Source organism: Streptomyces aureus, assembly GCF_000725495.1.
Lineage (GTDB): Bacteria > Actinomycetota > Actinomycetes > Streptomycetales > Streptomycetaceae > Streptomyces > Streptomyces aureus_B.
The window spans coordinates 351,490-376,613 of record NZ_JNZD01000004.1; the positions used below are offsets into that span (position 1 = coordinate 351,490).

Annotated in this window: 23 protein-coding genes; 12 read left to right on the forward strand and 11 right to left on the reverse strand. The window is 72.6% G+C overall.

Annotated features, from left to right (window positions below; all coding sequences use genetic code 11):
- Window positions 1–36 precede the first annotated feature (36 nt).
- Entirely contained in the window at window positions 37–1,008 is a 972-nt protein-coding gene (locus IO36_RS07700; protein ID WP_037617538.1) for an alpha/beta hydrolase, read from the forward strand.
- A gap of 30 nt (window positions 1,009–1,038) precedes the next feature.
- Here IO36_RS07700 and IO36_RS07705 read toward each other — a convergent pair whose 3' ends face one another.
- The 4 genes from IO36_RS07705 to sthA form a co-directional block, all read right to left on the reverse strand.
- Window positions 1,039–2,334 carry a VWA domain-containing protein gene (locus tag IO36_RS07705; protein WP_078943098.1) on the reverse strand — a complete coding sequence of 432 codons (1,296 nt, stop codon included), beginning with the start codon at window positions 2,332–2,334 and terminating at the stop codon, window positions 1,039–1,041.
- A gap of 98 nt (window positions 2,335–2,432) precedes the next feature.
- Window positions 2,433–3,290, reverse strand: a complete 858-nt coding sequence (locus IO36_RS07710) for an AAA family ATPase (RefSeq protein ID WP_037618430.1) — start codon at window positions 3,288–3,290, stop codon at window positions 2,433–2,435.
- A gap of 173 nt (window positions 3,291–3,463) precedes the next feature.
- Window positions 3,464–4,405 (reverse strand): NADP-dependent oxidoreductase, encoded by a 942-nt coding sequence (locus tag IO36_RS07715; RefSeq protein ID WP_245173167.1) that lies wholly within the window; start codon window positions 4,403–4,405, stop codon window positions 3,464–3,466.
- Between the two features lie 316 nt (window positions 4,406–4,721).
- Window positions 4,722–6,125, reverse strand: a complete 1,404-nt coding sequence (gene sthA, locus IO36_RS07720) for a Si-specific NAD(P)(+) transhydrogenase (RefSeq protein ID WP_037617540.1) — start codon at window positions 6,123–6,125, stop codon at window positions 4,722–4,724.
- A 329-nt stretch (window positions 6,126–6,454) separates the two neighbouring features.
- On the opposite strand from sthA, the gene IO36_RS07725 reads away from it, so the two are divergent.
- Window positions 6,455–8,356: an AMP-dependent synthetase/ligase gene (locus tag IO36_RS07725; RefSeq protein WP_037617542.1), complete on the forward strand. Its 1,902-nt coding sequence runs from the start codon at window positions 6,455–6,457 to the stop codon at window positions 8,354–8,356.
- A gap of 117 nt (window positions 8,357–8,473) precedes the next feature.
- On the opposite strand, the gene IO36_RS07730 is transcribed toward IO36_RS07725, so the two are convergent.
- The 4 genes from IO36_RS07730 to IO36_RS07745 form a co-directional block, all read right to left on the reverse strand.
- Complete coding sequence (locus IO36_RS07730; RefSeq protein ID WP_037617544.1) at window positions 8,474–10,324, reverse strand: sensor histidine kinase; 1,851 nt, start codon at window positions 10,322–10,324, stop codon at window positions 8,474–8,476.
- Window positions 10,321–11,019, reverse strand: coding sequence for a response regulator transcription factor (locus IO36_RS07735; RefSeq protein WP_037617546.1), 699 nt, complete (start codon window positions 11,017–11,019; stop codon window positions 10,321–10,323). Before IO36_RS07735 ends, IO36_RS07730 begins: the two co-directional genes overlap by 4 nt.
- Before the next feature lie 235 nt (window positions 11,020–11,254).
- Complete coding sequence (locus tag IO36_RS07740; protein ID WP_037617549.1) at window positions 11,255–12,010, reverse strand: L,D-transpeptidase family protein; 756 nt, start codon at window positions 12,008–12,010, stop codon at window positions 11,255–11,257.
- 134 nt (window positions 12,011–12,144) lie between these two features.
- Window positions 12,145–12,786: a DUF6629 family protein gene (locus tag IO36_RS07745; RefSeq protein WP_037617550.1), complete on the reverse strand. Its 642-nt coding sequence runs from the start codon at window positions 12,784–12,786 to the stop codon at window positions 12,145–12,147.
- Window positions 12,787–13,066: 280 nt separating this feature from the next.
- Between IO36_RS07745 and IO36_RS07750 the strand changes: the two genes are divergently transcribed.
- The 9 genes from IO36_RS07750 (at window position 13,067) to IO36_RS07790 (ending at window position 21,737) form a co-directional block, all read left to right on the forward strand.
- Window positions 13,067–13,285: a DUF4177 domain-containing protein gene (locus IO36_RS07750; protein WP_037617551.1), complete on the forward strand. Its 219-nt coding sequence runs from the start codon at window positions 13,067–13,069 to the stop codon at window positions 13,283–13,285.
- A 199-nt stretch (window positions 13,286–13,484) separates the two neighbouring features.
- Window positions 13,485–14,288: a VOC family protein gene (locus IO36_RS07755; RefSeq protein ID WP_037617552.1), complete on the forward strand. Its 804-nt coding sequence runs from the start codon at window positions 13,485–13,487 to the stop codon at window positions 14,286–14,288.
- Between the two features lie 161 nt (window positions 14,289–14,449).
- Window positions 14,450–14,902 carry a cyclic nucleotide-binding domain-containing protein gene (locus IO36_RS07760; protein WP_037617554.1) on the forward strand — a complete coding sequence of 151 codons (453 nt, stop codon included), beginning with the start codon at window positions 14,450–14,452 and terminating at the stop codon, window positions 14,900–14,902.
- A gap of 116 nt (window positions 14,903–15,018) precedes the next feature.
- Window positions 15,019–15,864 (forward strand): N-formylglutamate amidohydrolase, encoded by an 846-nt coding sequence (locus IO36_RS07765; RefSeq protein ID WP_051900151.1) that lies wholly within the window; start codon window positions 15,019–15,021, stop codon window positions 15,862–15,864.
- A gap of 139 nt (window positions 15,865–16,003) precedes the next feature.
- Complete coding sequence (locus IO36_RS07770) at window positions 16,004–16,843, forward strand: amidohydrolase family protein (protein ID WP_037617557.1); 840 nt, start codon at window positions 16,004–16,006, stop codon at window positions 16,841–16,843.
- A 34-nt stretch (window positions 16,844–16,877) separates the two neighbouring features.
- Window positions 16,878–18,179 carry a DUF4032 domain-containing protein gene (locus IO36_RS07775; protein WP_051900152.1) on the forward strand — a complete coding sequence of 434 codons (1,302 nt, stop codon included), beginning with the start codon at window positions 16,878–16,880 and terminating at the stop codon, window positions 18,177–18,179.
- A 95-nt stretch (window positions 18,180–18,274) separates the two neighbouring features.
- Window positions 18,275–19,951: an NAD(P)/FAD-dependent oxidoreductase gene (locus tag IO36_RS07780; protein WP_037617560.1), complete on the forward strand. Its 1,677-nt coding sequence runs from the start codon at window positions 18,275–18,277 to the stop codon at window positions 19,949–19,951.
- Complete coding sequence (locus IO36_RS07785; protein WP_037617563.1) at window positions 19,948–21,390, forward strand: ATP-binding protein; 1,443 nt, start codon at window positions 19,948–19,950, stop codon at window positions 21,388–21,390. Before IO36_RS07780 ends, IO36_RS07785 begins: the two co-directional genes overlap by 4 nt.
- Window positions 21,387–21,737, forward strand: coding sequence for a UBP-type zinc finger domain-containing protein (locus IO36_RS07790; RefSeq protein ID WP_037617565.1), 351 nt, complete (start codon window positions 21,387–21,389; stop codon window positions 21,735–21,737). Before IO36_RS07785 ends, IO36_RS07790 begins: the two co-directional genes overlap by 4 nt.
- A gap of 25 nt (window positions 21,738–21,762) precedes the next feature.
- On the opposite strand, the gene IO36_RS07795 is transcribed toward IO36_RS07790, so the two are convergent.
- A complete protein-coding gene (locus tag IO36_RS07795; RefSeq protein ID WP_037617568.1) occupies window positions 21,763–22,254 on the reverse strand; it encodes a VOC family protein in 492 nt (163 codons plus the stop codon).
- A gap of 125 nt (window positions 22,255–22,379) precedes the next feature.
- On the opposite strand from IO36_RS07795, the gene IO36_RS07800 reads away from it, so the two are divergent.
- Entirely contained in the window at window positions 22,380–22,595 is a 216-nt protein-coding gene (locus tag IO36_RS07800; RefSeq protein ID WP_037617573.1) for a hypothetical protein, read from the forward strand.
- 122 nt (window positions 22,596–22,717) lie between these two features.
- Here IO36_RS07800 and IO36_RS07805 read toward each other — a convergent pair whose 3' ends face one another.
- Window positions 22,718–23,185 carry a hypothetical protein gene (locus IO36_RS07805; protein WP_037617574.1) on the reverse strand — a complete coding sequence of 156 codons (468 nt, stop codon included), beginning with the start codon at window positions 23,183–23,185 and terminating at the stop codon, window positions 22,718–22,720.
- Between the two features lie 112 nt (window positions 23,186–23,297).
- Window positions 23,298–24,791, reverse strand: a complete 1,494-nt coding sequence (locus tag IO36_RS07810; RefSeq protein ID WP_051900153.1) for a serine hydrolase domain-containing protein — start codon at window positions 24,789–24,791, stop codon at window positions 23,298–23,300.
- Window positions 24,792–25,124 lie beyond the last annotated feature (333 nt).

The window sequence follows — 25,124 nt, forward strand, 5'->3', positions numbered from 1 at the left end:
ATCAGGGAGCCGCCGGGCTCGGTGCGAGGAGACGTCATGCTGTTGGTACCGCCCCCGTTCGACCCCGAGCTGGACGTCGCCCTCGCGGCGGCCGGGCCCACCGTGCCGTCCGGACCGACGCTCGCGGACATCGCCGCGCTGCGCGCGCTCCAGGAATCCGCCGCGGTCGGCTGCGACCCGACGGACGGCGGGGCCTTCACGGCCACGGACCTCACGGTGCCGGGACCGGAGGGTGCTCCCGGCGTCCCGCTGCTGGTCGTGCGGCCCACGGCGCCCTCCCGGAACGGCCCGCGTCCGGTGATCTACCACGCGCACGGCGGCGGCATGGTCCTGGGCACCAACCGGGCCGGTCTGGAGGTCGTCCTGGAGTGGGCGAGGGAGCTCGACGCGGTCGTGGTGTCGGTGGAATACCGGCTCGCCCCCGAACACCCCTACCCGGCCGGGGTGGAGGACGTCTACGCCGGGCTGCTGTGGACCGCCGGGCACGCCGGGGAGCTGGGCGGCGATCCGGAGCGGATCGTGATCGCGGGCGCCAGCGCGGGCGGCGGACTCACCGCCGCGCTCGCCCTGCTCGCCCGGGACCGTCAGGGGCCCCGGGCACTCGGACAGGTCCTGATGTATCCGATGCTCGACGACCGCAACGACAGCCCGTCCGCGCACCAGATGGCGGGCGTCGGCGCCTGGGACCGCACGGCCAACGAGACCGCCTGGACCGCCGTGCTGGGCGAGGCCCGCGGCGGCCCGGACGTCCCCGCCTACGCGGCTCCGGCACGGGCCACGGACCTCTCGGGCCTGCCCCCGGCCTTCCTCGACGTCGGCTCCGCGGAGACCTTCCGCGACGAGGTCGTCGACTACGCGTCGCGGATCTGGCAGGCGGGCGGGATCGCCGAACTCCACGTGTGGCCCGGCGGGTTCCACGGTTTCGACGCCTTCGCCCCGCACACCACGCTCTCCCGGACCGCCCGTGCCGCCCGGCTCGCCTGGCTGCGCCGGATCCTGGCCCGCTGACCCGGCAACTTCCTTCGTGCCGAGGGCCGTTCAGACGGGCAGGAGGCGGCCGACGAGCGCGCTGAGCTGCTGGGCGTTGCGGCACTCGTGCATGTCCACGACCTCGGCGTAGGCCAGGGCGGCCGAGTCGCCCGTGCCCCACTGCGAGCGCCCCTCGGGGTTCAGCCAGTACAGGCGGCGCGCCTGCCGGGCGAGCTGCCGGACGGCGGGCAGGTTGGGGTCGCTCATGTTCGTCCGGGCGTCGCCGAGCACGAAGACGGTCGTCCGGGAGCCGACCGCGCCGCAGTAGCGCTCGGCGAACTCGCCGAACGCCACCCCGTAGTCGCTGCTGCCGTGCCAGCCGGTGATCGCCGCCTCGGCGCGGATCCGGGCGCTCAGCCCCTCGGGGTCGGCGGCGCCGGGCCCGATCAGCCCGGTCACCTCGTCGACCCGGTTGACGAAGGCGAACACCCGCACCTTGCTGAACTGGTCGTGGAGCGCCTGCACCAGCAGCATGGTGAAGTCCGAGAATCCCGACACCGATCCCGACACGTCGCACAGCAGCACCAGTTCGGGGCGCACCGGACGGCGTCTGCGGAGCACCGGCCGCATCGGCACCCCGCCGGTGGACAACGATCCGCGCAGGGTGCGCCGCAGGTCGACCGTGCCGCGCCGGGCCCGGCGGCGGCGCGCGGCGAGCCGGGTGGCCAGTTTGCGCGCGAGCGGCTGGACGGCCTTGCGCAGTTCGGCGAGCCGGCCGCGGCCGGCGAAGAGGAAGTCGACGCGGTCGGCGGTCGGGGCCACCGCCCGCCGGGCGATCTCGTCCCGGTCGCGGCGCTCGGCGACCCGGCGCCGCGCCTCCGTCGCGACCTGGCCCCGGAACACCTCGATGCGCCGGCGGATCTCGTCCTCCAGCAGCCGGTCGGTGAACCCCGTGGCGCCGCCCCCCGCCCGGACGCCGTCCCGGACCCGGGCCATCAGCGTCTGCGGCCGCAGCCGGTCGAGCGTCTGGTACGAGGACCAGCCGTCCGTCGCCGTGGTGCCTCCGTAGCCGCCGAAACCGTCGACGGCCTCGATGGCCAACTGCCCCAGCAGCGCTCGGTCGTTCGCGGCGAGGGCGGCCGTGAGCCGGTCCCGCAGGTCCTCCCGGTCCGCGGGCGCCGAGGTGTCCGGCCCGCCCACGCGGCGCGGGAAGTACACATCGAAGACGGGGTCGAACACCCCCCGCTGTCCGGGGTTGTGCAGCAGCGTCGCGGCCAGCCCCTCGCGCAGCCGGTCGCGGTCGGCGAAGCCCAGCGCGGCCACCGCGTGCGCGGCGTCCACGCTCTCGCCGGTGCCGATGCGCATGCCGTGCGAGCGCAGGGCGCCTACGAGGGCGGTCAGCCGGTCCGCGACCCCGTCCGCCGGCCCGCCGGGCCCGGTGGGCTCCGCCGGTGCGGCGGCGTTCACACGGCGCCCAGGTCGAGCTTGGCCGCCGCCTTCTGTACGTCGTCCTGGTGCTTGAGGATCACGCCGAGGCTGTCCCGTACGACGTCCTCGTCGAGGGTGGAGGCGCCCAGCGCGAGCAGGGTGCGGGCCCAGTCGATCGTCTCGGCGACGGAGGGGACCTTGCGCAGGTCCATCTCCCGCAGCGCCCCGACGACCCGCACCACGGACTCGGTCAGCGCGTCGTCGAGTCCGGGCACCTTCAATCGGACGATCCGGCGCTCCAACTCCTCCTCGGGGAAGCCGATGTGGAGGAACAGACAGCGTCGGCGCAGGGCCTCGGACAGCTCGCGGCTCGCGTTGGAGGTGAGCACCACGAACGGGCGGCTGGTCGCGGTGATCGTGCCCAGCTCGGGGACGGTGACCTGGAAGTCGCTGAGCACCTCGAGGAGCAGGCCCTCGATCTCGATGTCGGCCTTGTCGGTCTCGTCGATCAGCAGGACCTTGGGGTCGTCGCCGCGGATGGCGGTCAGCAGCGGGCGCGGCAGCAGGAACTCCTCGGAGAAGATGTCCGTGCGCGTCTCGTCCCACGTCTCGTCCCGGCCGGCGGTGATGCGCAGGAGCTGCTTGGCGTGGTTCCACTCGTACAACGCTCTTGCCTCGTCGACGCCTTCGTAGCACTGGAGGCGGATGAGGCGGGCTTCGGCGACCTGGGCGACGGCCTTGGCGAGTTCGGTCTTGCCCACCCCGGCCGGACCCTCCACCAGGAGCGGCTTGCCGAGCCGGTCGGCCAGGAACACGGTGGTGGCGACGGCGGGCGAGGCCAGATAGCCGGCATCGGCGAGGCGCCCGGAGACGTCGTCGACGGATGTGAACAGCAACGGGGCCTCCAGCACGCGCGGACGAGGGCGGAGTCACTATCTAAGCGCTTGTTCACCCTCGCTGTCACGTGTGACGGCCCCCACGGCTCCGGTCCAGTCCCGGTCCCGATCCCGGTCCGGCTCCGGCTCCGGGTCCGGCTCCCGGTCCGGCTCCGCCGTCCCAGGCCCGGCTAGGACACCCGCAGGACGATCTTGCCTCGGCGGTGCTCGCGTGCCAGTGCCGCGTAGGCCCCGGGGGCGCTCTCCAGCGGCAGGATCCGGTCGACCTGCGGAATCAGGCCGCCGTCGTCGACGAGGCCCGTCAGCTCCTCGAGCCCGGCACGGTCCGGCTCGACCACGAAGAACACCGCGCGGGCGTCCACGCCCTCGGGCGGCGTCACGGGCTCGACCACGGTGACCAGGACCCCGCCCGGACGCAGCACCCGCCAGGAACGGTCCCGGGTGTCCCCTCCGACCGTGTCGAGGACGACGTCGGCGTCCTTCACCTCGTCCTCGAACCGCTGCCCGGCGTAGTCGATCACGGTCTCCGCGCCCAGGCCCCGTACGAAGTCCACGTCCGCGGCCGACGCCGTGGCCGTCACCTCCGCCCCGAGCGCCGCCGCGATCTGGACGGCGAACGAGCCCACGCCGCCCGCGCCGCCGTGCACCAGCACCCGCTGCCCGGCCGTGAGTCCGGCGTGGAGGACCAGACCCTGCCAGGCCGTCAGGCCCGCGAGCGGCAGCGCCGCCGCCCGTTCGTGGTCGATGGACCCCGGCTTCGGGGCGAGTGCCGCCGCGGGAACGGTCACGTACTCGGCGGCGGCCCCGTCCCGGGTGAAGGGGATCAGTCCGTAGACCGCCTCGCCGGGCCTGAACTCCGTGACGCCGTGGCCGAGCTCGGCCACCACCCCGGATACCTCCTTGGACGGCACGACCGGCAGCCGCGGCATACCGCCGTCGAAGGCGTCGGTCCAGGTCGCGTCCCAGTCGAGCTCCCCCGGGGTGACCGACGCCGCCCGCACCTCGACCAGCACGTCGCCGTGGCCGGGGACCGGCTTCGGCGCGACCTCGTAGACCAGTTCCTCGGGCCCGCCCCTGCGATGACCGCGCACCGCACGCATCGTGCCGTTCATCCGGTTCCTCCTCGTCGGGACGGCGCGGGGCCGCCGTCGAGTCGGTCCCCATCGGGTCCCCCGGCTCCGGCACGGACCGGCCGTTCCTCACGATAGTTCCGGGACCGGCGGCTTTCCTGCCGGGATCGCGCCGGGCGCCGCCGCGGGCGGGCCCCGGCGGACGGCGGGACCGGGCCGGAAGGCCGGCACGGCGGGACCCCGGACGGCACAGAGGTCTGACCCGTCACCACGGGGGGAGCGACGGGCCAGACCGTGTGTCCACGGTGCCATGCCGGGACCGTGTCGCGCAGTACCTTCGCGAAGTCCCGCGCGGCGCTCAGTCCTTGAGGCGGTCGATCTGCCGGATCTTGTTGGTCGCGTCCAGGGCCGCGACCTTGTAGGACTCCGCCAGCGTCGGATAGTTGAAGACGGCGTCGACCAGATAGTCGACGGTGCCTCCGCAGCCCATGACGGACTGGCCGATGTGGATGAGCTCGGTCGCGCCGGTGCCGAAGCAGTGGACGCCGAGGAGCTTGCGGTCCTCGGGCGAGACCAGCAGTTTCAGCATGCCGTGCGAGTCGCCGATGATCTGCCCGCGGGCCAGTTCCCGGTAGCGGGAGATGCCCACCTCGAACGGCACGCAGTCCTCGGTCAGCTGGTCCTCGGTCCGGCCGATGAAGCTGATCTCCGGGATGGTGTAGATGCCGATCGGCTGCTGGTCGTGCATCCGGTTCACCGGCTCTCCACAGGCGTGGTACGCCGCCGTACGGCCCTGTTCCATCGAGGTGGCCGCGAGCGCCGGGAAGCCGATGACGTCACCGACGGCGTAGATGTGCGGCACCTCGGTGCGGTAGTGCTCGTCGACGGTGATCCGGCCGCGCGGGTCGGCGGACAACCCCGCCTTGCCCAGGTCGAGTTCGTCCGTCAGGCCCTGCCGCCCGGCCGAGTACATGACCGCGTCGGCGGGTATCTTCTTGCCGCTCTCCAGGACGGTGAGCGTCCCCCGGGCATGGCTCTCCACGGCGGCGACGGTCTCGCCGAACCGGAAGGTGACGGCCAGGTCCCGCAGGTGGTACTTCAGCGACTCGATCACCTCGACGTCACAGAAGTCGAGCATCCCGGCCCGCTTCTCGACGACCGTGATCTTCGAGCCGAGCGCGGCGAACATGGAGGCGTACTCCATGCCGATCACACCGGCGCCGACGATGACCATGGAGCGCGGCACCTGCTCCAGGTTCAGGACGTTGTCCGAGTCCATGATCGTCCGCCCGTCGAAGGCGACGGACTCGGGCCGTGCCGGGCGCGTGCCCGTGGCGATGACGATGTGGTCGGCGCTCAGCCGCTTCTCGTTGCCGTTCGCCTCGACCAGGGCGACCGTGTGGTCGTCCACGAAGCGGCCGATGCCGGCGAACAGGGAGATGTGGTTGCGGGAGAGCTGACTGCGGATGACGTCCACCTCGCGGCTGACCACATGCTCGGTGCGAGCGGTCAGATCGGCGACGGTGATGTCCTCCTTCAGACGGTAGCTCTGGCCGTAAAGATCCCGCTGGCCGATGCCGCTGAGATAGAGCACCGCCTCACGCAGGGTCTTGGACGGGATGGTCCCGGTGTGGATGGAGACCCCGCCGACCATGTCGGGGCGGTCGATGACGGCGACCCGGCGGCCGAGCTTCGCCGCGGCGATGGCGGCCTTCTGTCCGCCCGGGCCGGATCCGATGACAATCATGTCGAAGTCGCGCACCAGCGGAGTCTGTCAGCCGGGGACCGCTTCCCGGAAGGGTGAACGAGTGATCAGTCGCCCGAGTGACGGATGAAGCACCGGAGCACGGCACCGGCACCACCGACGCGGGAACGTGGGGGCGTGGGGGGGGCCGCGCGGTGGGCGAAGAGGCGGCCGGCCGGCGGTGTTCCGGCCCACCGGAGGGACGGCCTGGCGGCCAAGTCCCGGCGGTGGGCGCACGCATGGCGGAATCGGGCGCGGGCCGCGCCCGCTGTGGGCTACATTCGGGAATCCTTGGCATCGGCGCCTCCGGGGGTGAGGTCACGTCGAGGAGAATTCCGGAGTGGCGCATGCATCAGTCCCACCTTCCTGCACCGCCAACCGCGCCCACCGAGGGGGGACTCGCCGACAGCCTCCGCGACGCCGCCCTCAACACCCCTGATCTGCCGCAGCTCGCGCGTCGTGCCGAGGGCCGTTCCGGTGACTGGGTGCAGGTGACCGCGGCCGAGCTGTGGGACGAAGTGGTCGACGTGGCACGGGGGTTCGTCCGCTCCGGCATCCGGCCGGGCGACCGCGTGGCCATCATGGCCCGCACCCGCTACGAGTGGACGGTGCTCAGCTACGCCCTCTGGTCGGTCGGCGCCGAGATCGTGCCGGTCTACCCGACCTCGTCGCACGAACAGGTCGCGTGGATCCTCCAGGACGCGCACTGCGTGGGCGTGATCGTCGAGGACGAGCAGGGCATCATGACGGTCGGCTCGGCCTGCGCCACGCTCCCTCACCTGCGCCACGTCTGGCAGCTGGACACCGGGGCGATGGCGCAGCTGGTGCAGCGCGGCCGGACGATCCCCGCGACCGCCGTCGACTCGCTGCGCCGGATCGTGCTCGCGGACTCCACCGCCGTCGTCGCGTACACCTCCGGGACGTCGGGTCACCCCAAGGGCTGCGCCCTGACCCACCGCAGCCTGGCGAGCCCCTGCGACACCCTGCTCGAAGGCTGGCGGCAGACGGCGGCCCCGCCGGACACCCAGCCTGCCGTGCTCGCGTTCCTGCCCTTCTCCCACGCCTACGGGCTGATGATCCAGGGCATCTGTCTGCGCGGCGGCATCCTGATGGGCCACGAGCCGGACCTGCGCGAGGAGACCCTCTCCGAGGCCATGCTCTCGTTCCGGCCGACCTATCTGTACGCCGTCCCGTCGGTGTTCGAGAGGATCTACAAGAACTTCGTGCGCGCGTCCCAGCGCGCGGGCCGCGGGGTGCTGTTCGAGCGTGCCGTGCGCACCGCCCAGGACTTCGCCCTGGCCGAGGAGAAGCAGCGGCTGGGCACGGGATCGGGGCCGGGCTTCGACCTGCGGCTCCAGCACTCCCTGTACGAGAAGACGGTGTACAAGCGGCTGCGCGCGGCGCTGGGCGGCCGGGTCTGCGGCGCCGTCTCGGGCGGCTCCCCGCTGAACCGTGAAATCGCGCTGTTCTTCGCGGGGATCGGCATCTTCATCCACGACGGGTACGGGCTCACCGAGACCAGCGGGGGCATCACCGCCCAGCCGGTCGGCCGGGAGAAGTTCGGCACCGTCGGACAGCCGCTGCCGGGCACCGAGATCCAGGTCTCCGACGACGGGGAGATCCTCGTGTGGGGGCCCTCCGTGTTCCAGGGCTACATCAACGACGCCGCGGCGACCGAGGCCTCGTTCCGCAACGGGTGGCTGGCGACCGGGGACATCGGCCGGATCGACTCCGACGGCTATCTGACCATCACCGGGCGCAAGAAGGACATCATCATCACGAGCGGCGGCAAGAGCGTGGCCCCCGCCGCCCTGGAGGAGCGGCTGCGCGTCCATCCGCTCATCCATCAGGCCGCCGTGGTGGGCGACAACAGGCCCTGCGTGGGCGCCCTGATCACGCTGGACCCGGAGTTCGTGACGCACTGGCGCGCCGCACGCGCCAAGGGCGAGACGCCCGCCCGGGACGCGCGCGAGGAGAACGAGCTGCGCGAGGAGGTCAGGCGCGCGGTCGCGGCGGCCAACAGCACCGTGTCCCGCTCCGAGTCCATCCGCGTCTTCCGGGTCCTGCCGGAACCCTTCGACATGTCCAACGGTCTGCTGACGCCGTCGCTGAAACTGCGCCGCGACGCGATCGCCCAGCGCTACGCGTCCGAGATCGAGGCGATGTACCAGACCTCGTCCCGCCTCCCCCGCGAGGCGGCGATCGGCGACCCCTCGATCCTGGACGACTCCGACAACGTGTTCCGGTGACGTCGGGGGCGCCCTGCCGTCACCGGCCCGGCCGTCCGCGGCCCGGTCGTCCGCATCTCGCTCGCCCGCGGCTCACTCGTCCGCGGCTCACTCGTCCGCGGCTCACTCGTCCGCGGCTCACTCGTCCGCGACGTCCGGAAGGGGTCCGGCGGGCTGCCGCTCGCCGGGCAGGCGCAGCGTGAAGGCCGAGCCGGTGCCGGGTTCGCTGGTGACGGAGGCGGTTCCGCCGTGGGCGGTGGTCAGCTGGCGGACGATGGCGAGGCCCAGTCCGCTGCCGCCGGTGCGCCGGCTGCGGGACTTCTCCGCCCGCCAGAACCGGTCGAAGACGCTGTCCAGATCCCCGGGAGCGATGCCGGTGCCGGTGTCCGCCACGGTGAACACGACCTCCCCACCTTCGCGGTGGGCGGAGAGCGTGACCGTGCCGCCGGCCGGTGTGTGGCGCACCGCGTTGGACACCAGGTTGCCGAGCGCCTGCCGCATCCGTACCGGGTCCGCGTCCAGCCAGGGCGTGCCCTCGTGCTCGGTGATCAGCCGGACGCCGGCGGCCCCGGCGCCGACCCGGTGGGCCGCGGCGACCTGTTCGAGCAGTTCGTCGGCGCGCACCTCCTCGCGGTGCAGGCGCAGGGTGCCCGCGTCGGCGGCGGCGAGGTCCTGGAGGTCGTCGATGACGCGCTGGAGGACCACGGCCTCCTCGTGCAGGGAGGAGAGCAGCTCCGGATCGGGGTCCACGAGGCCGTCCCGGGCCACCTCCAGCCAGCCGCGGATATTGGTGAGCGGCGTGCGCAGTTCGTGCGCGATGTCGCTGACCATCGCCTTGCGCTGGGACTCCAGCCGCTCGCGGCGCTCGGTGAGTTCGTTGAAGGCGCGGGCCAGGATGCCGGTCTCGTCCTGAGTGGTGACGGGCACGCGCACGTGCCGTTCCGGCGGCTGCTGCGCCGCGAGGGTCAGGGCCCGCAGGGGGCGTACGAGCCGGGTGGCGACCAGCGCGGTGACGGCCACCGTGAGGGCGAGGACGAGCCCGGTGACACCGAACACCTTGGCCTTGTTGGCGGCCGACATGTCGAAGCGGGGGACGGGCCGGTCGCCCGTGCCGAGGAAGAGCTCGGCGGCCGGGGCGACGTAGGGGTCGAGCTGACGGCGCCGGGCCTCGGCGAGACAGGACTCCACCGTCCGGGTCAGCGACGCGTCCCGGCCGACCGGCCGCTTGCCCGTCAGATAAGGGACGGCGGTGGCCCCGCTCGCGGCCTCCAGCGGCAGCGGCAGGGAATGGCCGAGGTGGACCCCGCGCCCGTCGAGGCAGGTCCGGGCGAGGGCCGACAGACCGTCCAGGGCCTTCCGCTCGGTCGGGGTGGGGGTGTTGAGCAGCCCGTCGGCGCACTCGGTCGGCACATAGCCGGGGTCGAGCGTCCCGTCGACGCCCGTCAACGCGGTCCGGCCGCTGGGCATCAGCTCCGTACGGGTCCGAACTCCGTTGCGGGCGAAGCAGAGTTGCCGTACGTAGGCCAGCTTGGCCACCTTCCGGCGCTCGTTCGAGGTCAGCCGGTACGGGCCCACGGCACGCGGGTCGACCCCGGCCAGCTGGGCGCCGGGTTCCGTGGAGGTGTCGGTCCGCAGCGGGTCGACGGTGGCGGCGGCCCGGGGCGGCAGCGAGGTGCCGCGGACGGCGGAGTCCGCGAACGGGGTGCGGTCCCCCGCGGTCAGGGCGATGCGCCGTCCGGTGCGGTGCGAGAGCGCGCGCAGTGTCCCGCCGACACCGGCCCAGTCGGCATGGGTGGCCGCGTAGCCGCTGAGCTGCCGGAGGATGTCCATGTCCTCGGCGAGCACCTGGCCCTGCTCCTCCTGGATGGCCCGGGTGGTGGTCTGCACCGCGAGCCAGGCGGTCGCGGCGACGGAGCACAGGGCGATGAGCACGGAGGTGATCAGCAGCCGTACCAGCAGGCTCTTGCGCAGCGGCAGGGCGCGGCTCACGCCCGGTCGCCCCTGAGCTTGTACCCGACGCCGAACACGGTCACCAGACGCGTCGGCCGGCGCGGGTCCGCCTCGATCTTCCTGCGCAGGTTCATGATGTGCACGTCGATGGCCCGCTCGGTCGAGGCCCGGTCGATGCCCCGGGTGTGGTGCAGCAACTGCCGCCGGGAGAAAACCCGTTCGGGCTCGGCGGCCATCGCGAGGAGGATCTCGTACTCGCCCGGTGTGCACTCCACGGGGGCGCCGTCGCACAGGACCGTGTGCCGCAGCGGGTCCACGGCGATCCCCGCCGCCCTGACGACCGGGTCGCTCCCCGCGGCCCCCGCCGCCCTTCCGCCGCGCCGGAGCACCGTACGGACGCGGGCCATGAGTTCGCGCGGGCTGTACGGCTTGGTCATGTAGTCGTCGGCGCCGAGTTCCAGGCCGAGCAGGACGTCGTCCTCGGTGGAGCGGGCGGTGAGCATGAGGACGGGGATGTCGTCGTTCTCCCGCAGGGCCCGGCAGACGCCGAAACCGTCGAGCACGGGGAGCATCAGGTCCAGGACGACGAGGTCGGGCCGGCGCCGGCGGGCCTCGTCGAGCGCGGCCGCGCCGTCGTGGACCACGGCCGCCGTATGCCCCTCGCCCAGCAGCGAACGGCGTATCAGCTCGGCCTGCTTCTCGTCGTCCTCCGCGACCAGCACATATGCGCACACGCGGCCGATGGTAGGTGCTCGGGCCCTCTCACCGGCCGGGGAGAGGGGCTTCCCACACCCTGACACCTTCCTGACATCCTCCGGGGACACTGGGGGCGGAGTCCGGCACGTGATGCGGCGGTCCGGTGGGCGAGTCCGGCCCGACCGGCGCACAGGTTCCGGCGGACCCGTTCACGGATCCCGGCGGACCGGTTCGCGGGACCCGGCGGACCGTCGCCGCAGGTCCGCGTGGATGTCAGCGTGCCAGCGAGGCCGCGTCCCCCATGACCACCACGGGGTGGAGCGCGGGGTCCAGAGCACGCATCAGCGTCACCAGATCGCCCTCGCGCAGACCGACGCAGCCGTGGGTGGGGCCGCCGTGGTCCACGTGCAGCCATATGCCCCCGCCGCGGGAGGCGCCCATCGGCCGGGTCCAGTCCAGGGGTGTGGTCCCGGGCCTGCGGTTGTAGTTGACGGCCACCACGTAGTCGAAGGACCCGTCCAGCGATTCGCCCTCGAAGCCCGTGCCCGGTGAGGTGAAGGCGCCCGAGCGGTCGTACGGCAGCCGGGTGCCGGGGTCGGGGCGCAGCCCGCCGGCGTCCGTGAGGGTGAAGACACCTATGGGGGACCTCAGGTCACCGGAGCGATGGTGGTCGGTCCAGCCCTTGAGGGCGTTGCGCGCGGGGCGCCGCGGACCGGCCCGCCAGCCCGCCTCCGTACGCTCGTACAGCACCACGCCGGACAGCGAGGAGTCCCGGTCCCTGCCGGTCACCACGACGGCCTGACGGGTCCGTGCGGGGATCGCGGCGAGGGTCCGGGGGCCGAGACCGGGCAGCCGCCCCGTCGCCGCCGCGCGCGAGGCGGTCGGCGCGGGCGCCGCTGTCGCCTCGCCGTGACGCGAGGGCGAGCCGCCGGTGCCGAGCCGCTCGGCAGCGCCGCCGCCGCAGCCGGCGAGCAGGAGGACGGAGGAGGCGACGATCGCCGCCCGGGCACGGTGTACACGGTTGATCATGCGTCGACCCTCGCCGACACATTTGAGGAACTCGTCAGGTCGTTCACGGTTCGCCGCGTACCCGGGATCCGGCGGATCACCGGTGCGACCTGCGATCGGCCCGCCCGGCGGCCGCCGGGACGCCTTGCGAACCGTCAGGCGTGGTCAACCCGTTCCGCTGGGGACACGCCCTCCCGCGAGCCGACCCATCCCAGCAGGGTCACCGAGACGACCGCCGCGCACGCGCACCAGGTCGAGACGAACTCCGTCTCCCACAGCGCCCAGGACACCGCCGCGCCCGCGCCGGTCAGGACGCCGAGGAGCACCAGACCGCGTTCCCCGGAGAGCAGCAGCGCGCCGACGGTGGCGAACAGATAGCCCGCGACGACCAGTTCGGCCCTGGGCAGGTCGACGACGTAGCCCATGGTGTGGCCGCGGATCTCGGCCCGTGCGGGGTGCGCGGCCAGGGCGTGCGCGAGCACGGCCGCGGTCACGACCCCGGCCGCGAGCGGGAGCAGCAGCCGTCGCCGGGCATGGGCGGGTGCCGCGCAGAGCACACCCGCGGGCACCCACACGGCCAGCAGCGGAAGGGCCATCACCGCCCAGGCCACGGTCGCGGGCCCCGTACCGCCCCCGGTGTCCCAGACCTGGGCCTCGACGATCTGATGGGCGCCGAGCAGCAACGGCAGCGCGGCCAGCGGGAGATCGGCCGCGCGCCGGGCCCGGACGACGCAGGCCGCGCCGATCGCGGCGATCCCGGCACCGGCCACCAGATCGGCCGTCGCGCTCCAGCACATCGCGCCCCCTGATTCCGCCCGTACGCTTCTCGTCGCTCGCGTCCCACGCTACGGCTCCACGGCGGGGGCGCCGTGTCCGGCCGCGCGCGGGACGTCCGGAAAGGGGGTCCGGACAGGAACGTCCGGAATGGAGAACGTCCGGAAGCGGAGTCCGGCCAGGCGCTTCATGAAGTTTCAACAAAGCTATCCCTAGCGTCCGGTTCGTCCCTGTGCCGCAGCCGCGAAGGGTGATTGGGTGGGCGCGGCCATGCCTACCGACACGCAGGAGAGCTTCTCAACCATGAGCACCCCGTACGCCTTCGAATACAAGGTCGTCACGTTCCGCGAATCGCTGATCGGCGACGCGCTGGACAGCGACAAGCTGGAAAAGGTCCTGAACAAGCACGCCGAGGACGGGTGGGCGCTCAAGGCGATCACGGCCGCGGACGTCAAGGGCCGCATAGGCCCCGGCGCCGTGGAGGGCCTGCTGCTCACGCTGGAGCGGCCGCGCGGCCAGTAGCCGCGTCGTGCGCGGGGAGCCGAAGCGGGAGATGCTGTTGGAGATGGGACAGCGGATCCGCAGGTGCTATGACGCCGTCGGAGGCCTTCCGGTACGGAGGGCCTCTCACGGCTGACCGCACGTCCGGGAAGCCCGACGAGGGCCCGGCGGCACCCCGCGCGACCGCTGCCGACCAACTCTCGGGTGAGGACGGGCGGCGATGAAGAGCGACGGAACACTCCACACCGATGTCGTCACCAGCAAGTCGGTGTTCGGCGCGCCCTGCTGGGTCAGCCTCACCACCCGCGACCTGAAGGCCGCGCAGAACTTCTACACCGCGGTGCTGGGCTGGCGGTGGACACCGGGCAGCAGGATGGGCGAGAACTACCGCGTCGCGAGCGTCTCCGGGATCCCGGTCGCCGGGATCGCCGAGGTCGACTTCGTGGCCAAGGCGGCGGTCGCCTGGACCGCGTTCTTCGCCGTGGCCTCCGCCGACGAGACCGTCGCCCGCAGCCAGGAGCGGGGCGGTACGACCGCGGTGGGCCCGATCTCGCTGCCGCCGGGCCGTGCGGCGCTGCTGGCCGACCGTGACGGCGCGGTCTTCGGGATCTGGGAGGGCGAGCTCGTGGCCGGCTGGGAACGCTGGCGCAACGCGGCCCCCTCCTTCATCCGTCTGCACACCCGCGACGCCTTCGACGCCGCCATCTTCTACGGCGAGGTACTGGGCTGGGCCTCCTCCGTCCCGGGCTGCTGCGAGGTCGACTACGAGGAGAACGAGGTCGTCCTGCGCAGCTTCGGCGACGTCGTCGCCCGGATCCACTCCGGCGCGCTCGGGGCGGCGCCCGACCCCGCCCTGCGGCCGCACTGGCAGATCCACTTCGCGGTCGACGACGTCGAGGCCTGCGTCCGTGCGGCACGCGCCAACGGCGGGGCCGCACACCAGCAGGGCATCGGCTCGGTGGAGGCCCTGATCATCGACCCCGACGGGGCGCGCTTCTCGGTGACGTCCCGGACCGCGGAATGACCCGGTACAGCCGCGTCCCGCGAGCGTCCTGCGGCGAACTCCTCCCGCCCACGACGCGACGGATTACTCCGTCCGGGCTCCAATGGAGGATGACGGGATACCACCGGTACGACAGGCGCCGCGACCTCCGTGGCCGCGCGGCGACCCGATGGAGGTCCGCGATGCCCACTCCTCTCCGGCTCCTGCACGCGCTCTCCCCCGAACACCGCGACCGGCTGATGGGCGTGGCCCGCGAGGTCTCCTTCCCCGCGGACGGGACGGTCTTCGAGGCGGGCGGCACCGCCGACCGCTTCTGGGTGATCCGCTCCGGAACGGTCTCGCTGTACCAGCAGGTGCTGGCCGACCGGCGGATCACCGTCGCCCAGCTCGGACCGGGCGACCTGCTCGGCTGGTCGTGGCTGTTCGCCCCGCACACCTGGGACTTCGGGGCGGAGGCGTTCAGCCCGGTGCGCGCCTACGAGTTCGACGCCGGCGAGGTACGGATCCTGTGCGACCGGGACCCGGCCCTCGAGCTGTCCCTGACCCGGACGATCGGCGCCATCCTGGCCCACCGTCTCGAGACGACCCGGGCGGCGCTCATCGAGCACTACGCACGCCATGGCGGCGGCCGCTGACGGCGCTCGGCAGGGCCCCCGCGCCCGGTCCGGACCGCCTCGGCCCGCGGCCGCCGCCGCTCGCCCCCACCGCCGGTCCCGCCCGTTGTCGGACCCGGCTGCGACAGTGATCTCTTATGAACGACAACCTCGGCTCCCCGGACGCCCCCGACTCCTTCGCGCTGCTGCCCGGAGCGGTCCACTCGCCCGTGATCCTGCACGTGCCGCACTCCTCGCGACAGATCCCGGCGCCGGTCCGCGACGGCATCCTCCTCGGCGACGCGGAACTGGAGGAGGAGTTGGACCACATCACCGACGCGCACACCGCCGAACTGGCGGCGGCCGCGGGCGAGGCGGCCGGGCTGAGACCGTGGCGGTTCGTCAACCGGCTGTCGCGGCTGGTCGTCGATCCCGAGCGTTTCCCGGACGAGCGCGAGGAGATGCTCGCGGTCGGGATGGGCGCCGTCTACACGCGCACGACCCACCGGGCCCCGCTGCGGCCCGCGGACATGGACCCGCGGCCCCTGATCGACCGCTATTTCCACCCCTACGCGCGGGCGATGACGGAGGCGGTGACCGACCGGCTGGCCGCCACCGGACGGGCCGTCATCATCGACGTGCACTCGTATCCGACGGCCCGGCTGCCCTACGAACTGCACGGCGACGGACCCCGGCCGCCGGTGTGCCTGGGGACCGACGAGTTCCACACCCCGCCGGAACTGGTCGCCATCGCGGAGAAGGCGTTCGCCGGGCTCGGCGGTGTGGGGATCGACAGCCCGTTCTCGGGCGCGTACGTCCCCTTGCGCTACTACGAGCGCGAGCCGCAGGTCATCGCGCTGATGGTGGAGATCCGGCGGGACACGTACATGCGGGAGCCCGGCGGCGCGGTGGGCGCCGGATTCCCGCGTCTCGTCGCCGCCCTGACGACCCTCGTGGACGCGGTGGACGAGTGGACCCGGAGCGTGTACACGGCCCACGGGTGAGGGCCCTGAGCGTGAACACCGGCCACGGGTACCCGGTCAGGAGCGCGTGCACAGCCCAACGCTGGCCAGGGAGCGCCCGACACCCTAGGGTCGAGGGTAAGCAAGCGCTCAGCCATCGATCCAGGGAAGGCAGGGGACCGTGCCGGTCGTCGACGCGTGGATGCAGCACCCCACACTCCGCCACTCCAACCACGAGATGTTCGCGTCCCTGCGCCGCTGGACCGGCCTGAGGACGCTGGAGGAGGAACTGCCGCTCGATGTCACCCTGGCCGCGCTCGCGGCGGCCGGGGTGGACACCGCCCTGGCCTCGGCCTGGTACGGCCCCGAGGGCGCCCTGATCACCAACGACGAGGTCGCCGCCTTCGTGGCCCGGTCGGACGGCCGGCTGCGCGGGGTCGCGGGCGCCGATCTCACCCGCCCGGTGGCCGCGGTGCGCGAACTGCGGCGGGCCGTCCAGGAGTTGGACTTCGTGGCGCTGCGGATCATTCCCTGGCTGTGGCAACTGCCGCCCACCGACAGGCTCTACTACCCGCTGTACACCGCCTGCGCCGAACTCGGCGTCCCCTTCTGCACCCAGGTCGGGCACACCGGTCCGCTGCGCCCCTCCGAGACCGGCCGGCCGATCCCGTACATCGACCAGGTCGCGCTCGACTTCCCCGAACTGACCATCGTCTGCGGACACATCGGCTACCCCTGGACCACGGAGATGATCGCGGTCGCCGACAAGCACGAGAACGTGTACATCGACACCAGCGCCTACACCGCCCGCCGCTATCCCCCGGAGCTGGTCGCGTATCTGCGCGGCCGGGGACGCCGGAAGGTCCTGTTCGGCTCCAACTACCCCATGATCGAGCCGAGTCGGGCCCTGGAGCACCTCGGCGAGCTCGGACTGGACGACGAGACCACCGAACTGTTCCTGTCGGGCAACGCCCGGCGCGTCTTCCGCCTCGGCGATCATTCGGGGATGCTGGAGCCCTGACCAGCGTCGACCGTGAGGTGAGGGCAGTCCGGCCATGGCTCTGCAGATCAGCGCGACCAACCCGGAGCATCCCGCGCTCCTGCTCGAACTGCCGTGGAACCTGCCTCTGGCGGAGTGGCCCGAGCACCATCTGGTGCCGCTGCCGCGCGGCATCTCCCGGCACGTCGTGCGGTACGCGCGCGCCGGGGACGAGGTGGTGGCCGTCAAGGAACTCGCCGAACGGCCCGCGGTGCGCGAGTACGGACTGCTGCTCGGACTGGACCGGCTCGGGATACCCGCGGTCGACCCGCTCGCCGTGGTCACCGGCCGCACCGACGCGGCCGGTGAGCCCCTGGAGTCGGTGCTGATCACCCGGCACCTGGGCGGCTCGCTGCCGTACCGGTCGATGTTCGAGACCACGATGCGTCCGGCGACCATGCACCGGCTGATGGACGCGCTCGCCGTGCTGCTGGTGCGGCTGCACCTGGCCGGGTTCGCCTGGGGCGACTGCTCGCTGTCCAACACCCTGTTCCGGCGCGACGCGGGCGCGTACGCCGCCTATCTGGTCGACGCCGAGACCGGTGAGCTGCACCCGCGGCTGAGCACCGGCCAGCGGGAGTACGACCTCGATCTGGCCCGGGTGAACATCAGCGGCGAACTGCTCGACCTGGAGGCGGCCGGCGCCCTGCACCCCTCGGTGGATCCCATCGAGTTCGGCCAGGAGATCTGCGCGCGCTACCGGGGCCTGTGGGAGGAGCTGACCCGCACGTCCGTCTACCCGGCGGGCAAGTACCACTACATCGACCGCCGCATCCGCCGGCTCAACGACCTGGGCTTCGACGTCGCCGAGATGCAGATCGCGAGCTCCTCGAACGGCGACACCGTCACCTTCGTGCCCAAGGTCGTCGACGCGGGCCACCACCAGCGCCAGCTGCTGCGGCTGACCGGGCTCGACACCGAGGAGAACCAGGCCCGCCGGCTGCTGAACGACCTGGAGAGCTGGATGGCCACCCAGGACGACTACGCGGCGGGCTCCGCGGCGCCCGGCCGGGACGCGGGACGCCCGCACACCGCCCGGCCCGAGGTGCTCGCCCACCGCTGGGTGCGGGACGTGTTCCGGCCCGCGGTCCGGGCCGTTCCCCAGGATCTGCGCGGCTCCATGGAACCGGCCGAGCTGTACCACGAGCTCCTCGAACACCGCTGGTTCCTGTCCGAGCGCGCCCAGCACGACATCGGTCTTGACGCGGCCGTGAAGGACTACGTCACGAACATCCTGCCCCGGGCGCGCGCCCCGATCCCGGCCCCCGGGGAGGCACCGGAAGCTACCGACCGGTATCCGGTTCCCGAGCAAAGGTGACCGATCGTACATACGATTGGCTCTGTATCCGCCCGGCGGCGCCCCGGTGTCCGCCCGTCCGGATACGCAACTGACCTGCTCGGGGTGGGAGAGGTATGACCCAGGCCGCCAGTCCGGCGCGGACCGTCATTCTGACCGTCGACGACGACCCGGGGGTCTCACGGGCCGTCGCCCGGGACCTCCGGCGCCGCTACGGCGAGGGTCACCGGATCGTGCGCGCGGAGTCCGGCGAGGCCGCCCTGGAGGCGCTGCGCGAGCTGAAGCTGCGCGGCGACCAGGTGGCGGTGATCCTCGCCGACTACCGCATGCCGCAGATGAACGGCATCGAGTTCCTGGAACAGGCCCTCGACGTGTACCCGGGCGCGCGCCGTGTGCTGCTGACCGCGTACGCCGACACCAACGCGGCCATCGACGCGATCAACGTGATCGATCTCGACCACTACCTGCTCAAGCCGTGGGATCCACCGGAGGAGAAGCTCTATCCGGTCGTCGACGACCTCCTGGACGCCTGGCGGGTCAGCGACTACCGGCCCGTGGGCGCCTGCAAGGTGGTCGGGCACCGGTGGTCGGCACGGTCGTCCGGCGTCCGCGAGTTCCTGGCCCGCAACCAGGTGCCCTACCGGTGGTACTCGTCCGACACCCCCGAGGGACAGCGCCTGCTGAGCGCCGCCGGGCAGGACGGTGAACGGCTGCCGCTGGTGGTCACCCCGGACGGCACACCCCTCGTCGAGCCCCAGGACCCGGAGATCGCGGCGCACGTCGGGCTCGCGACGACCCCCACCTCGGAGTTCTACGACCTCGTCGTCATCGGCGGCGGTCCGGCCGGGCTCGGGTCGGCCGTGTACGGCGCCTCGGAGGGGCTGCGCACCGTCCTGGTGGAGCGGTCCGCGACCGGCGGGCAGGCGGGCCAGAGCTCCCGGATCGAGAACTACCTGGGCTTCCCCGACGGTGTCTCCGGCGGCCAGCTCACCGACCGGGCGCGACGGCAGGCGGCCAAGTTCGGCGCCGAGATCCTCACCGCGCGCGAGGTGACGGGACTCGAGGTCACCGGGGCCTCGCGCACCATCCGCTTCTCGGACGGCTCCGCGATCTCGGCGCACGCGGTGATCCTCGCGACCGGGGTGTCGTACCGCCAGCTCCAGGCGCCGGGCCTGGCCGAACTCACCGGCTGTGGCGTCTTCTACGGCTCGGCGCTGACCGAGGCGGCCGCCTGCCAGGGCCACGACGTGTACATCGTGGGCGGCGCGAACTCGGCCGGCCAGGCGGCGATGTATCTGGCCCGGGGCGCCAAGTCGGTCACCATCCTGGTGCGCGGCTCCTCGCTGTCGGCCTCGATGTCGCACTATCTGATCGAGCAGATCTCCGAGGCGCCGAACATCTCGGTGCGCACCGGCACGGTCGTGGAGTCCGCGCACGGCGACGGCCATCTGGAACAGTTGACGCTACGGGACGTGGAGAGCGGCCACACCGAACTCGTCGACGCGCAGTGGATGTTCGTGTTCATCGGCGCGGCCCCGCTCACCGACTGGCTGGACGGCACCGTCCTGCGGGACGACCGCGGCTTCATTCTGGCGGGCCCGGACATGACACCCGACGGTCAGCCTCCCCACGGCTGGGAGCTGGACCGGCCTCCGTACCACCTGGAAACCAATGTGCCCGGCGTGTTCGTGGCCGGGGACGCGCGCGCCGAGTCGGCGAAGCGGGTCGCGTCCGCGGTCGGAGAGGGAGCCATGGCCGTCATGCTCGTCCACCGTTATCTGGAGCAGTCGTGAGCGGGCGGCCGGTGCCGTGCGACGCGGCGGAACTGGGCACGCTGTTCCTGTTCGAGAAGCTGGACGGCGACCAGCTGGAACGGCTGTGCCGCGAGGGCCGGACGGAGCAGTTCGAACCGGGGCCGGTGTACACCGAGGGTGATCCGGCCACCTGCTTCTACGTGCTCCTGGAGGGCACGGTCGTGATGTCGCGCCGGGTCGGCGCGGACGACGTGGAGATCAGCCGCACCTCCAAGCGCGGGGTGTACGCGGGCGCGATGCAGGCCTATCTCAGCGATCCGGGCGACGCCCAGTACAAGGGCTCCATGCGGGTCACCGTGCCGTCCCGGTTCTTCGTCCTGCCCGCGGCGACGTTCGCCGCGATCCTGCGGGACTGGTTCCCGATGGCCGTCCATCTGCTGGAGGGCATGTTCTTCGGCAGCCAGAACGCCCAGCGCACCGTCGGGCAGCGCGAACGGCTGCTGGCCCTCGGCTCGCTGTCCGCCGGGCTCACGCACGAGCTCAACAACCCGGCCGCGGCGGCCGTGCGGGCCACCTCCGCGCTGCGCGACCGGGTGGCCCACATGCGGCAGAAGCTGGGGATGATCGCGGCGGGACCCTACGCGCGCGACGCCCTGGAGACGCTGGTCGAGATCCAGGAGCGGACGGCGGAGCAGGTCGCCAAGGCCACGCCGCTGAGCCCGCTGGAGGCCTCCGACCGGGAGGACGCGCTCGCCGACTGGCTCGACGACCACGACATCGCGGGCGGCTGGCAGCTGGCCCCGACGTTCGTGCAGGCGGGGCTCGACACCGACTGGCTGGACCAGGTCGCGGCGGCCGTGGACGGTCCGACCCTCGAAGGCGCGGTCCGCTGGCTGAACTACACGGTCGAGACCGAGCTGCTGATGAACGAGATCGAGGACTCGACCACCCGTATCTCGCACCTGGTGGACGCGGCCAAGCAGTACTCGCAGATGGACCGCGCGCCCTACCAGGTCTCCGACGTGCACGACCTGCTCGACAGCACCCTGATGATGCTGGCCGGCAAGATGGGCTCGGGCATCGAGGTCGTCAAGGAGTACGACCGGACGCTGCCGCGGATCCCCGCGTATCCGGGTGAGCTGAACCAGGTGTGGACGAACCTCATCGACAACGCCGTCTCGGCGATGGGCGGCGAGGGGACGCTGACGGTCCGCACCGCGCCCGACGGCGACCATCTGCTCGTCGAGTTCCGCGACACGGGTCCCGGGGTGCCCGAGGAGATCCGCGACCGGATCTTCGACCCGTTCTTCACCACCAAGCCGGTGGGCGAGGGCACCGGTCTGGGCCTGGACATCTCCTGGCGGATCGTCGTCAACAAGCATCACGGCAGCCTGCTGGTGCACTCCGAGCCCGGCGACACCCGCTTCCAGGTGCGTCTGCCCCTGACCGTCGCGGAATCCTCCGAGGAGCCGTCATGACCACAGCGAACGGAATCGACCCGTCCGTGCCGCCGAGCGGCACCGGCTGCACCGAGTGCGACGCGGCCGGCGGGTGGTGGATCCATCTGCGTCGCTGCGCGCAGTGCGGGCACGTCGGCTGCTGCGACGACTCCCCCGCCAAGCACGCCACGGCGCACGCGCGGGGCACGGGGCATCCGGTCATCCAGAGCTTCGAACCGGGCGAGGACTGGTTCTGGGACTACGACACCTCGGAACTCTACGAGTCCGGTCCTGCCCTCGCTCCCCCGGTGAGCCGTCCGGCCGACCAGCCCGTGCCCGGGCCGGCCGGGCGTGTTCCGGCGAACTGGGCCGAGAAGCTGCGCTGACGCCGCCGCGGCCCGGCCGCGGGACTCAGAGCACCTTGTTGCCGTACATCTCGCCGAGCGGATCGGCGAGCAGTTCGATCCGGGCGCCGTCGGGGTCGCGGAGGTAGATCGAGGTGCCGCTCTCCTCCATGTACTCGATCCCGGCGGCGTCGAGCCGCTCGCGCAACTGGCGCCAGGTGGCGGGGTCGACCGAGATGGCGAGGTGGTGCAGTCCCCCGAGGACCTCCGCGTAGGGGCCGAGGTCGAGGCCGGGGAAGTCGAAGAAGGCGAGCAGGTTCCCGTTGCCGAGGTCGAAGAAGAAGTGGGTCGAGCCCTGGTAGTCCCGGTTCTCGATCATCTCGGTCAGGGGGAAGCCCAGGACGCCCTGGTAGAACCGTACGGTCCGCTCCACGTCGGCGGAGAGCAGGGCGACGTGGTGGACGCCGCGGGCCGTGCTCTCCGGCTTCTCCGGCTTCAGGTGGGCCTCCCTGATGCGCCGGCGCTCCGCTTCGATCGCCGGCAGGTCCAGTGCACTCATCGATCGCTCCTCGTCCAGGGATCCGGCCACGTGGCCAATACCGCGTACCACCACTCTCACACCGTCCGGCGGCCCCGTCCGTCCGTCGGGATGCGCGGCGCGGCGCGAGGGACGATGCTGGATACATGTCCGGACGGGCTCCTCTGGTTGTGCATCCGGCCCTGGATACCAGCGGCCGCGAGGTGACCGCGCGGGGTGAGAACCTCGGCGTGGCGTTCTCGGACGAGGACCTCCTGGAGTTCCTCGGCCGGGCGGGACTGCCCGACGCGGAGGATCTGCTGGACGATCCCGCCTGGGTGAAGTGGCGCGGGGGCCAGGCACACTTCTACGGCACCGGGTGACCAGCGCCTTTCCACGGCACCGGGTTGCGGGCCCCTCGTACGGCAGCGTCCGACGGCGGCCTCGTACAGCTCCCGGGTGACGGGGGCCTTTCTCATGCCCGGGTGACGGAGGCGGCGGCCGCCTACTCCCCGGCCGGCGGGGCCAGGACGGCGAGTGTGCCGTTGGCCTGACGCAGCGCCAGCTCCAGAGGCAGTGCGGGGTGCAGCGCGCCGGTCCCGTCCGGGGGCACGATCCACTCCAGCGGCCCCGCCGAACGGTACGGCGGCGGTACGGCGATCCAGGACCCCCGGCCGAGGTGGCGGAGCCCCGACCCCTCCCACCGGCTCGTGGGGTCCGGCGGAAGGAAGAAGCCCACCCGCTGGGCCGCGCAGTCGACGAGCGTGGGCCCCGGCACCTGGAGCGGGTCGGACCACAGGATGTCGAGGGCGAGCAGCCCGAGTTGCTCGGGCACGCTCAGCACGTCCCAGTAACGCCCCGCTTCCAGCAGAACGCTTCCGCTCCCCTGGTCCCACTGGCGTTTGCAGGCTCTGGGATTGGTGGCGGCGGCCGCCAGCCATTCCACGCTGCGCGTCCACATCAGGTTCGTCATGCATCACCCCGGAGTCGGTTTTCCCTCCGCTTCGCAGGCACGCGACGGGCGCGGGCGGCAAAGCCCGCAGCCGCCCGTCGGAGCCTCGGCATATGCATGGTGGTGGATATCTCTACGTGGCGGAAGGGGTGGCGAGGTATGGCGTTTTCCGATGACCGGTTGACGGCGGTGACGACGGGGCCCGGAGGGACTCCAGGGAGCGGGCGTGGAGCGGGGTCGTGTGCCACCGGGCGCTGAAGGTCCGGCCCGGAAGCTCGCACTCCACGGTGAGCCGGTGCGGGGTCTCCAGGAAGATCAGGTCGATGCGCAGGGTGCCCGCCGCGGTCCAACCGCCGCTCACCGCCCTGGGTGTCGGCCCGGAGTCGACGCTCCAGCCGGTGCCGTCGAGCCGCGCCTCCAGCCGTCGTTCGCCCTCGACCAGGGTGACGCGGGTGTCCTTGCCGCTCCCGGCGACGAGCACGCCCGTCAGGCTCGGCTGGACCGCACAGCGCCCGCCGGCGGGCGCGAACTCCGCTTGTGACCAGGCGTCCTGGGGTTCCGGTGGCTCGGGTGCGGCCTCGACCGGCGGCAGCGCGAGCGCCTCGAGCCGTCGGCGCAGCTCCTCGTCCCGTTCGTCCGCCGCCGCGAGCGGTGCCGTCCCGAAGGCGGGCAGCAGATGCCGCCACATCAGGTCCAGCAGTTCCTGCATCCGGTCGGTGGCCGCGGTCGTCGCGATCACGGCGTCGTGCTCGGGCAGCACGACGCAGAACTGTCCGAACGCCCCGTCGCCGCGGTATCCGTGCCGTCCGCGCCAGAACTGCAGTGCATAGCCCTGCTGCCAGTCCGAGCGGGCGCCCTCGGGGGTGCCGTCCGCGTTCGCGACGTGGACGCGGGTCGCCTCCGCGATCCAGGAGGCGGGCAGCAGGCGCCGCCCCTCCAGGACGCCCTCGTCCAGATACAACTGGCCGAGCCGGGCGATCGCGTCGGTCGTCGCGTGCAGGCCGCTGAAACCGATCTCCCGCCCGGCCCGGTTGCGGGTCCAGGCGGTCTCGCCGATGCCCAGCGGGTCGAACAGGCGCGGCCGCAGGTAGTCGGTGAGCGACAGCCCGGTCACGCGCTGGAGGATCGCGGCGAGCGTGAACGTGGCGGACTGGTTGTAGGCGAAGACGGTGCCCGGGTCGCGGTCCGGCGGGATCAGCAGGAAGCCGCGTACCGGCTCCGCCCGGTCGAGCCCTACGGCGTCGCCCCACGTCTCCGCCAGATGGCCGCTCGCCATGGCCGCGACGTGCCGGACGAGCATCGCGCGGCTGCGGGGATCGGTGATGTCGGCCTCGAACTCGGGGAAGTACGAGATCACCGGGCGGTCGAGGTCCAGCAGGCCCTCGGCCACGGCGAATCCGGCGGCGGTGGAGGTGAAGCTCTTGCTGAGCGAGTAGAGCAGTTGCCTGCGGTCGGGGGTGTACGGCGCCCACCAGCCGGAGGCGACGAGGTGCCCGTGGCGCAGGATCATCAGGCTGTGGGGTTCGATGTCCGGGTCGGCCTCGACGGCGTCGAGGAACGCGCTGACGCCCGAGGCGTCGACGCCCTGTCGGGAGGGCGGGCTCTGGGGCAGCGGTCGGGCACTCATACGGACGGCCTCCGGGTGGCTCGGGCGGGCTGTGGGTGGGGTGGTGAGCAGTGGACGGTGAGCGGTCGGCGGTTCAGGTTGGGCCGTGAGCGGTCGGCGGTGCGGGGTGGGCGGCTGAACTCGGCGGCCGGGGGCGGCCGGCCGGGCTCGGAGGGGCAGCGGGCAGAGGGGCAGCGAGCGTCGGACATTGTGTGCATCTGGCATCTTTCCCGGGCGGCCCGCCGGTGTCCACGTCCCGTCGGCACCGGGACCCACGATTCCCGGCCGCGACGCCCCAAGCTTTCCTTCCTGCCTCAACTCCCTTTACTGAATGGGGAGTTGAAGACCGTGACC

Excerpts from the sequence above, each read along its gene's own strand:
- IO36_RS07700 (WP_037617538.1), top strand. The coding sequence starts at position 37 with ATGCTGTTGGTACCGCCCCCGTTCGACCCCGAGCTGGACGTCGCCCTC.
- IO36_RS07705 (WP_078943098.1), bottom strand. The coding sequence starts at position 2,334 with ATGCGCATCGGCACCGGCGAGAGCGTGGACGCCGCGCACGCGGTGGCC.
- IO36_RS07715 (WP_245173167.1), bottom strand. The coding sequence starts at position 4,405 with ATGAACGGCACGATGCGTGCGGTGCGCGGTCATCGCAGGGGCGGGCCC.
- IO36_RS07725 (WP_037617542.1), top strand. The coding sequence starts at position 6,455 with ATGCATCAGTCCCACCTTCCTGCACCGCCAACCGCGCCCACCGAGGGG.
- IO36_RS07740 (WP_037617549.1), bottom strand. The coding sequence starts at position 12,010 with ATGATCAACCGTGTACACCGTGCCCGGGCGGCGATCGTCGCCTCCTCC.
- IO36_RS07745 (WP_037617550.1), bottom strand. The coding sequence starts at position 12,786 with ATGTGCTGGAGCGCGACGGCCGATCTGGTGGCCGGTGCCGGGATCGCC.
- IO36_RS07750 (WP_037617551.1), top strand. The coding sequence starts at position 13,067 with ATGAGCACCCCGTACGCCTTCGAATACAAGGTCGTCACGTTCCGCGAA.
- IO36_RS07755 (WP_037617552.1), top strand. The coding sequence starts at position 13,485 with ATGAAGAGCGACGGAACACTCCACACCGATGTCGTCACCAGCAAGTCG.
- IO36_RS07760 (WP_037617554.1), top strand. The coding sequence starts at position 14,450 with ATGCCCACTCCTCTCCGGCTCCTGCACGCGCTCTCCCCCGAACACCGC.
- IO36_RS07765 (WP_051900151.1), top strand. The coding sequence starts at position 15,019 with ATGAACGACAACCTCGGCTCCCCGGACGCCCCCGACTCCTTCGCGCTG.
- IO36_RS07775 (WP_051900152.1), top strand. The coding sequence starts at position 16,878 with ATGGCTCTGCAGATCAGCGCGACCAACCCGGAGCATCCCGCGCTCCTG.
- IO36_RS07780 (WP_037617560.1), top strand. The coding sequence starts at position 18,275 with ATGACCCAGGCCGCCAGTCCGGCGCGGACCGTCATTCTGACCGTCGAC.
- IO36_RS07790 (WP_037617565.1), top strand. The coding sequence starts at position 21,387 with ATGACCACAGCGAACGGAATCGACCCGTCCGTGCCGCCGAGCGGCACC.
- IO36_RS07795 (WP_037617568.1), bottom strand. The coding sequence starts at position 22,254 with ATGAGTGCACTGGACCTGCCGGCGATCGAAGCGGAGCGCCGGCGCATC.
- IO36_RS07800 (WP_037617573.1), top strand. The coding sequence starts at position 22,380 with ATGTCCGGACGGGCTCCTCTGGTTGTGCATCCGGCCCTGGATACCAGC.
- IO36_RS07805 (WP_037617574.1), bottom strand. The coding sequence starts at position 23,185 with ATGACGAACCTGATGTGGACGCGCAGCGTGGAATGGCTGGCGGCCGCC.
- IO36_RS07810 (WP_051900153.1), bottom strand. The coding sequence starts at position 24,791 with ATGAGTGCCCGACCGCTGCCCCAGAGCCCGCCCTCCCGACAGGGCGTC.